Source organism: Streptomyces sp. NPDC056503 (genome assembly GCF_042794995.1).
Classification (GTDB): domain Bacteria; phylum Actinomycetota; class Actinomycetes; order Streptomycetales; family Streptomycetaceae; genus Streptomyces.
The window spans coordinates 1-7,417 of the sequence record NZ_JBHTST010000219.1 but is presented as its reverse complement, the minus strand read 5'-3'; the positions used below and the strand labels follow the sequence as shown (position 1 = coordinate 7,417).

Genomic DNA, 7,417 nt, shown 5'->3' with positions numbered 1-7,417 from the left:
GCCCGCGCGGTGCGGGCCCGCCCCCGGCGGGGTGCGGCAGCGGCGGTCAGTCGCCGGACTCGCCCGCGTGCGGGCTGAGGACGTCCGTGCCGACCAGGACGAACAGCAGGATGCCGAGCGCGATGCGGTAGTACACGAACGGCATGAAGGACTTCGTGGTGATGAACTTCATGAACCAGGCGATCACCGCGTAGCCCACGCCGAAGGCGACGATCGTCGCGAAGATCGTCGGACCCCACGAGACGTGCCCGCCCTCGGTCGCGTCCTTCAGCTCGAAGACGCCGGAGGCGAGCACGGCGGGGATCGCCAGGAGGAACGAGTACCGGGCGGCGGACTCGCGGGTGTAGCCCATCAGCAGGCCGCCGGAGATCGTCGCGCCGGAGCGGGAGACGCCCGGGACGAGGGCCATCGCCTGGCAGAAGCCGTAGATCAGGCCGTCGCGCACGCTGAGGTCCTTGAGCGTCTTGCGCTCGCGGATCGCCCGGTGCCGGCCGCCGATCTCGTCGCGGGCGGCCAGCCGGTCGGCGATGCCGAGCACGATGCCCATCACGATGAGCGTGGTGGCGATCAGCCGCAGGTCGCGGAAGGGGCCCTCGATGTGGTCCTTGAGCGTGACGCCGAGGACGCCGATCGGGATCGAGCCGACGATCACCAGCCAGCCCATCTGGGCGTCGTGGTCGGAGCGCATCGACTTGTCCGTCAGCGAGCGGAACCACGCCGTGACGATCCTGCCGATGTCCTTGCGGAAGTAGATCAGGACGGCGGTCTCCGTGCCGATCTGCGTGATCGCCGTGAAGGCCGCGCCCGGGTCCTCCCAGCCGGCGAAGGCGGCGGTGAGCCGGAGGTGCGCGCTGGAGGAGATGGGAAGGAACTCCGTCAGCCCCTGGACGAGTCCGAGGATGAACGATTCGAACCAACTCATGGGGCTTGGGCCGTCCCGTATGTACGTGTGCGGTCAGAAGGTCGAGCGCAGCGTACCGCCCCAAGGTGACGTGTTCGTGATCAGGCCGCGTCGGCGGTCGCGGGCACGGGCGGACGGCGCAGGGAGTGCCGCTTCCGCCAGGCGACCACCGCCGCGCCGAGCCCCGACACCACGATGAAGCCCGCCGAGATCAGGAACGCCGGAGAGCCGGGCTCGCCCGCCTGGGCGCCGGCCACCACGTACGCCGCCGTGTTCGGCACCGTGCCGATCGCCGTCGCCAGCAGGAACGGCACGTATCCCATCCGGGAGACCGCCGCGCAGTAGTTGGCCGCGGCGAACGGCACGCCGGGGAAGAGCCGGATCGCCAGCATCGAGCGGAAGCCGTGCCGGCTCAGCTGCCCGTCCGCCGCCCGGAGCCACCGCCCCCTGAGCAGCGGCCGCAGCGCGTCCTGCCCCAGTACCCGGCCCAGCGTGAACGAGATGCCCGCGCCCAGCACCGTCCCCGCGACCGCCGCCGTCAGCCCCGCGGCCGAACCGAAGAGCGCCCCCGCCGCGAGGTTCAGCACCGGACGCGGCACGAACGCCGCCGTGCACACGCCGTACGCCAGGCCGAACAGCAGCACCGCGCCCGCGCCGCCCGCCTGCGGCCACCCCGTGGCCAGCAGGCGCTGTGGCTCGTACAGCACCACCAGGGCGGCGGCGGTCAGCAGGACGAGCGCGAGCAGCGAGAGGCGCGACCGGGGCGAGAGCAGGGCCCGGGAGCAGCGGACGGCGAACGGGTCCGTCGGCCGGGGCACGGGAGCGAGCATCCCGGGAGAGTAACGGAGACATCCGTATGATCGCCGTAATGTGCGCCATGCCCGACCCCGGTCACCCGCCCGACGCCGTCTCCGCGCAGCCTCCGTACGCCGTCCCCGACAGCGAGCTCGCCGACACCGTCCTGGGCCGGCTGACCACGCTCTACCCCGCCGCCGGGAACCCCTTCCGGGCGCAGGAGATGGTCGCGTACATGAAGGGCGTGGCGCCCTTCCTCGGCATCCGTTCGCCGGAGCGCCGCGCCCTCTCCCGCACCGTCCTCGACGGCACGCCCCGACCCGGCGAGGACGACTGCGCGGCCCTCGCCCTGCGCTGCTTCGCCCTCCCCGAGCGCGAGTACCACTACTTCGCCGTCGACTACCTGCGGCGCCACGTGAAGCGGTGCTCGTCCGCCTTCCTGCCCGTCGCCCGGCGGCTCGTGACGACGGTCTCCTGGTGGGACACCGTCGACCACCTCGCCGCCCACGTCGTCGGCGGACTCGTCGCCGCCGACCGGGCGCTCGGCGCCGAGATGGACCGGTGGATCGACGGGGACGACCCGTGGATCGCCCGCACCGCCCTCCTCCACCAGCTGCGCTTCAGGGAGGAGACGGACGCCGACCGCCTCTTCGCGTACTGCCTGCGGCGCGCCGCCGACACCGACTTCTTCCTCCGCAAGGCGATCGGCTGGAGCCTGCGCGAGTACGCCAAGACCGCCCCGGGCGAGGTGCGCGCCTTCGTCGCGGACAACCGCTCCCTCCTCCCCCCGCTCTCGGTGCGCGAGGCCCTCAGACACCTGTGAACGCCCCGCCGGGCGGGGGCACGTTCCGGGCGGCGGCAGAATGAGGGGGTGAACGAGCAGATTCCCGTCCTGCGCGAGGTCGACCACGGCAGCGCGCGCCTCATGCCCGACGTGGACCGGGAGCGGGCGTGGCTGCTCACGGTCGACGGGGCGCCGCAGTCCTACGTCGACCTCGACGAGCCCGAGCACCTGGAGTTCGAGTACGCCCGCCGGCTCGGGCACGTCGTCGACGTGGCCGCCGGCGAGGGGGTGCCGCTGGACGTGCTGCACCTCGGCGGGGGAGCGCTCTCGCTGCCCCGGTACGTCTCCGTCACGCGGCCCGGTTCGCGTCAGGACGTCGTCGAGGCGGACGGCGGGCTCGTCGCGCTCGTCGCCGAGCACCTGCCGCTGCCGGAGGGCTCCGGCGTCACCGTGCACACCGCCGACGCGCGGGCCTGGCTGGAGTCGGCGCCCACCGCGTCGGCCGACCTGATCGTCGGCGACGTCTTCGGCGGCTCGCGCGTCCCGGCGCACCTGACCTCGCTCACGTACGCCCGAGAGGTCCGGCGGGTCCTGCGTCCGGGCGGGACCTACGCGGCCAACCTGGCCGACGGGGCGCCGTTCGGCTTCCTCCGCGGCCAGCTCGCCACCTTCGCGGCGGTCTTCCCCGAGCTGGCCCTGGTCGCCGAGCCGGCGGTGCTGCGGGGGCGGCGGTTCGGGAACGCCGTCCTGGTCGCCTCCGACGAGGCCCTGGACGTGCCCGGTCTCACCCGACGGGCCGCCGCGGACGCCTTTCCCGCGCGGGTGGAGCACGGGGAGGCGCTGGCGCGGTTCACCGGGGACGCGGCTCCGGTCGGCGACGACGAGGCCGTGGGGTCACCCGTTCCGCCCGAGGGCGCCTTCGGCATCGGGTGACGTGCCCTGCGCGGGGACCGCGCCGAGCGTCGCGCCGGCCTCGCCCTTCGCCGCCGGGGCGCCGTGCGGACGCCGCGTCATGTTGCGCACGTCGGGGACGAGCAGGACGAGGGCGGTGACCAGGGTCATCAGGGCCACCGCGCCCCACAGCGAGGTGGTCCGGCCGAAGGCCGTCTCCGCCGGACCGGCGAGGGCGGTCGACAGGGGCAGCAGCGCGGTGGAGCCGAACCAGTCGTAGGCGGAGACCCGGGACAGCTTCTCCTCCGGGATCTCCTGGTGCATCGTCGTCATCCAGGAGACGCCGAAGATCTCCATCGCCACTCCGCTGGCGAACATCACCACCGTCAGCCACAGCGCGGGCAGCGGGACGGCGAGCGCCGCCGAGGGCAGCGCGATCGGGAAGACGCCGAGGGTGCCGACGAGGAGCATCCGGCGCGGCTTCCACCGGGTCATCAGGACGGCGCCGGCGACCGTGCCCACGCCGTATCCCGCCAGCGCGATGCCCCACGGGCGGGCGCCGCCGAGTTCGTCGCGGGCGACCAGCGGTCCGTACACCGCCTCGACCGCGCCGATGAGCGCGACCACGACCGAGAACTGGGCGACGATCGACCAGAGCCACGGGCGGCCGACGAACTCCTGCCAGCCCTCGCGCAGATCGGCGAAGAGACCGCCGCCGGGCTTGCGCTCCGGGATGCCGCTGACGTCGAGGAAGGCCCGCAGGGCGCCCGCCACGGCGAAGGCGGCGGCGTCGACGGCGAGCACCCAGCCGGGGCCGACGAAGGCGACGAGCGCGCCGCCGAGCGCGGCGCCGCCGATGCCCGCGCCGTGCATCGCCATCCGGTAGAAGGCGAAGGCGCGGCTCGCCTGTTCGCCCGTGACGCTGGACATGAGCATGCCCTCGGCCGCCGGGTTGAAGAAGGCCTGCCCGGTGCCGCAGAGCCCGGTGAGCACCATCATCTGCCAGATCTCGGCGGTGCCGGAGAGGACGAGCGCGGCGAAGACCGCCTGGGAGACGAAGTTCAGCGCGTTCGCCGCGACCATCACGCGGTGCCGGGGTATGCGGTCGGCCACCGCGCCGCCGATGAGCAGGAAGAGGACGAGCGGCAGGAAGCGGGCCATCGCGACCAGGCCCACGTCGCCCGCGTCACCGCCGGACTCGAAGACGGCCCAGGTGGTGGCGATCAGGGCGCCGTGCGCACCGAGACTCGTCACGATGGTGGCGGCGGTGAGCAGCACGTAGTTGCGCCCGGCCCATTCGGGGCGGCGGGTGCTGCGGGGGGAGGCGGAGCGATTCGTCACTCGGGGACTATCCCCGCCGCCTCCCCTTCCTGCCAAACCGAATACCGGACGTCAGGAGCTCTCGGTGAGCCGGACCGTGGAGAGGATCTTCCGCATCGTCGCGTCCGGGAGCTCGTCCTTCACGCCGTCGGCCGCGTAGAGCACGAAGGTCGAGAAGTCGTTCTCGGCGTTGACGAAGGTGAAGGCCATCGACTTGCCGTCGGTCTCGCACTTGTTGCGCTTCTTCACGCCCGGGGCGGTGGCGGTGGCCAGGCTCCCCTTGAGGCCGGACGCCGTGGTGTACGGGGCGGCCGCGGTGATCTTGATCGTCTTCTCCGGCATGTGCTGGGCGAAAGCGGCCCACACCCACATGCCGGCCTGGCCGCGCGCGGCGGAGGCGGTGTCCTTGGCGCCCTGGTTGCCCTTGGTGCCGGCGCCGGCCAGCCCCGAGTACTCGGGGCTGCCGCTCTTGTCGGAGTCGACGGCGCACCACTTGCTCTTGAGGTCGGCGGGCCCGGACATGATGACCAGGGGGCTGCCGTCGCCCTTCGCGGCGTCCTCGAAGCCCACGCTCATCGTGGGCTTGCCGACCTCCCACTCCGGCGGGACGTCGAAGAGGGTGCCGTACGACGGGTTGTGGACGACCTTCCAGCCGGGGATCGTCGGCTGGTACTCCTCGCTGTCGCGTGGGTTGTCGAGCTCGGTGGTCGGGGCCTCCGACGGCTCGGCCGACCCGGTCGGGGCGGCGGAGGTGGGGGCCGAGGAGCTCGTGGCCGGCTTGTCGGCGACGTCCTTCTCGCCGTCGTCCTTGTTCAGGACCAGGAACCCGGTCACGCCGCCCGCGACGACCACGGCCGTGGCGGCCACGACCGCGATGAGCGTGGTCCGCTTCCGGCCGCCGCCGCCCGGGCCCTGCGGCGGGACGGGGCCGGGCACCTGGTGCTGCGGCACGGTCGGCTGCTGGTACGGGTTGGGCTGCGCGTACCCCTGCTGCGGGTACTGCGGGTAGCCGCCCTGCGGGGGGAATCCCGGCTGCGTCGGCTGCTGGTACGGGTTCGGCTGCTGGTACCCCGGCTGCTGGTACGGGTTCTGGTTCTGGTCCTGCGGGTTCTGCTCGCCCCCGGGCGGCTGCTGTCCTGGCCACATGGGCCGTAACGATAGAGGGGCGGCGCCGACCCGGCCATGCCCGGTCCCGCCGGGCGGGGTGGGCGTCCGGCCGGGGAAGGCATGGCCAAGACTTCTACTCGCGGGTAACATCAGGCCCCATGAGCGCAGACCAGAAGTCCGTCGGCGAGATGCTCGCCGCCACGGTCCCCATGGCCGGAACCCTCAACCTGGAGTTCCTGGAGACCACCGCCGAGCGCGCCGTCGTGCGCCTGCCCGACCAGCCCGCCTACCACAACCACGTGGGCGGCCCGCACGCCGGCGCCATGTTCACCCTCGCCGAGTCCGCCAGCGGCGCCATCGTCCTCGCCGCCTTCGGCGACCAGCTGGGCCGCGCCGTGCCGCTCGCCGTCAACGCCGAGATCGCGTACAAGAAGCTCGCCATGGGCGTCGTCACCGCGACCGCCACCCTCGGCCGCCCCGTCGCCGACGTCGTCGCCGAACTCGACGCCGGAGAGCGCCCCGAGTTCCCGGTCCGCATCGACATCACCCGAGAGGACGGCGCCGTCACCGGCGAGATGACCGTCCTGTGGACCCTGAGGCCCAACGACCTCGGCAAGTGAGCCGCCCGCCGGGCACGCGCGCGTGCCCGGCCGGTACGGACCTCCCGCCCCCGCACCCTCCCCTCGGGTGCGGGGGCGGTCGCGTCCCGGGGCGGCGGCCTCGTCCTCGCCACGGGGCGGTGGGACCTGCGGGTCGGCGGGTCGGCCGCGGACCCCGGGGCTCCGGGCAGCGGTGGAGGTCCGTGAGGGCCGACCGGGTAGGCTGCCCCGGCGCGCCCGACGCGGGGCGCGCCACCGCAGCGGCCCGCGACCGGGGCCGTGTCGGCTCTACGGGAGGAACCCGCGTTGCACGTCCAGGAGTGGCTGGAGACGATCCCGGCCGTCGCCATCTACGCGCTGGTGGGGGTGGTGATCGGACTGGAGAGCCTGGGCATCCCGCTCCCCGGCGAGATCGTCCTCGTCAGCTCGGCCCTGCTCGCCTCGCAGCACGGCGACATCAACCCGTACGTCCTCGGTGGCTGCGCCACCGCCGGCGCGATCATCGGCGACTCGATCGGGTACGCGATCGGCCGGAAGGGCGGCCGTCCGCTGCTCGCCTGGCTCGGCGCCAGGTTCCCCAAGCACTTCAGCGAGGCGAACATCGCGCTCGCCGAACGCTCCTTCCAGAAGTGGGGCATGTGGGCGGTCTTCTTCGGCCGCTTCATCGCCCTCCTGCGGATCTTCGCCGGCCCGCTCGCGGGCGTCCTGAAGATGCCGTACTGGAAGTTCCTCATCGCCAACGTCTTCGGCGGCATCCTGTGGGCGGGCGGCACCACCGCCGTCATCTACTCGGTCGGCGTCGTCGCCGAGGCGTGGCTGAAGCGCTTCTCCTGGCTGGGTCTGGTGCTCGCCGTCCTCATCGGCGTCACCTCGATGCTCGTCATCAAGAACCGCGCCAAGAAGGCGGCCGCCGAAGCGCGGCAGGAGCAGCGGCCGGAGGCCGTGCCGGAGCCGATCGCGGCGGACTGACCGCGGAGCGTCCGTACGCGACGGAGGGCGGCACCCGGGAGATCTCCCGGG

At 73.4% G+C, this 7,417-nt stretch carries 8 protein-coding genes; 4 read left to right on the top strand and 4 right to left on the bottom strand.

What is annotated here, in order from left to right; all coding sequences use genetic code 11:
- Positions 1 to 46: 46 nt before the first annotated feature.
- Both ACFQ8C_RS35810 and ACFQ8C_RS35805 read right to left on the bottom strand, forming a co-directional pair.
- Complete coding sequence (locus tag ACFQ8C_RS35810) at positions 47 to 922, bottom strand: undecaprenyl-diphosphate phosphatase (protein ID WP_383465977.1); 876 nt, start codon at positions 920 to 922, stop codon at positions 47 to 49.
- An 80-nt stretch (positions 923 to 1,002) separates the two neighbouring features.
- Positions 1,003 to 1,731 (bottom strand): TVP38/TMEM64 family protein, encoded by a 729-nt coding sequence (locus tag ACFQ8C_RS35805; protein ID WP_383465975.1) that lies wholly within the window; start codon positions 1,729 to 1,731, stop codon positions 1,003 to 1,005.
- Between the two features lie 47 nt (positions 1,732 to 1,778).
- On the opposite strand from ACFQ8C_RS35805, the gene ACFQ8C_RS35800 reads away from it, so the two are divergent.
- Both ACFQ8C_RS35800 and ACFQ8C_RS35795 read left to right on the top strand, forming a co-directional pair.
- Complete coding sequence (locus tag ACFQ8C_RS35800; protein WP_383465979.1) at positions 1,779 to 2,519, top strand: DNA alkylation repair protein; 741 nt, start codon at positions 1,779 to 1,781, stop codon at positions 2,517 to 2,519.
- Positions 2,520 to 2,567: 48 nt separating this feature from the next.
- Positions 2,568 to 3,413, top strand: coding sequence for a spermidine synthase (locus ACFQ8C_RS35795; RefSeq protein WP_383465973.1), 846 nt, complete (start codon positions 2,568 to 2,570; stop codon positions 3,411 to 3,413).
- On the opposite strand, the gene ACFQ8C_RS35790 is transcribed toward ACFQ8C_RS35795, so the two are convergent.
- The gene (locus ACFQ8C_RS35790; RefSeq protein WP_383465971.1) at positions 3,375 to 4,712 is read right to left on the bottom strand and encodes an MFS transporter; all 1,338 of its coding nucleotides are present in this window, start codon (positions 4,710 to 4,712) and stop codon (positions 3,375 to 3,377) included. The two genes, ACFQ8C_RS35795 and ACFQ8C_RS35790, sit on opposite strands and share 39 nt — an antisense overlap.
- 51 nt (positions 4,713 to 4,763) lie before the next feature.
- Positions 4,764 to 5,837: a hypothetical protein gene (locus ACFQ8C_RS35785; protein ID WP_383465970.1), complete on the bottom strand. Its 1,074-nt coding sequence runs from the start codon at positions 5,835 to 5,837 to the stop codon at positions 4,764 to 4,766.
- 119 nt (positions 5,838 to 5,956) lie between these two features.
- Between ACFQ8C_RS35785 and ACFQ8C_RS35780 the strand changes: the two genes are divergently transcribed.
- Together ACFQ8C_RS35780 and ACFQ8C_RS35775 are read left to right on the top strand one after the other, a co-directional pair.
- A complete protein-coding gene (locus ACFQ8C_RS35780) occupies positions 5,957 to 6,418 on the top strand; it encodes a DUF4442 domain-containing protein (protein ID WP_383465968.1) in 462 nt (153 codons plus the stop codon).
- A gap of 285 nt (positions 6,419 to 6,703) precedes the next feature.
- Positions 6,704 to 7,366 (top strand): DedA family protein, encoded by a 663-nt coding sequence (locus tag ACFQ8C_RS35775; protein ID WP_383465966.1) that lies wholly within the window; start codon positions 6,704 to 6,706, stop codon positions 7,364 to 7,366.
- Positions 7,367 to 7,417: the final 51 nt, after the last annotated feature.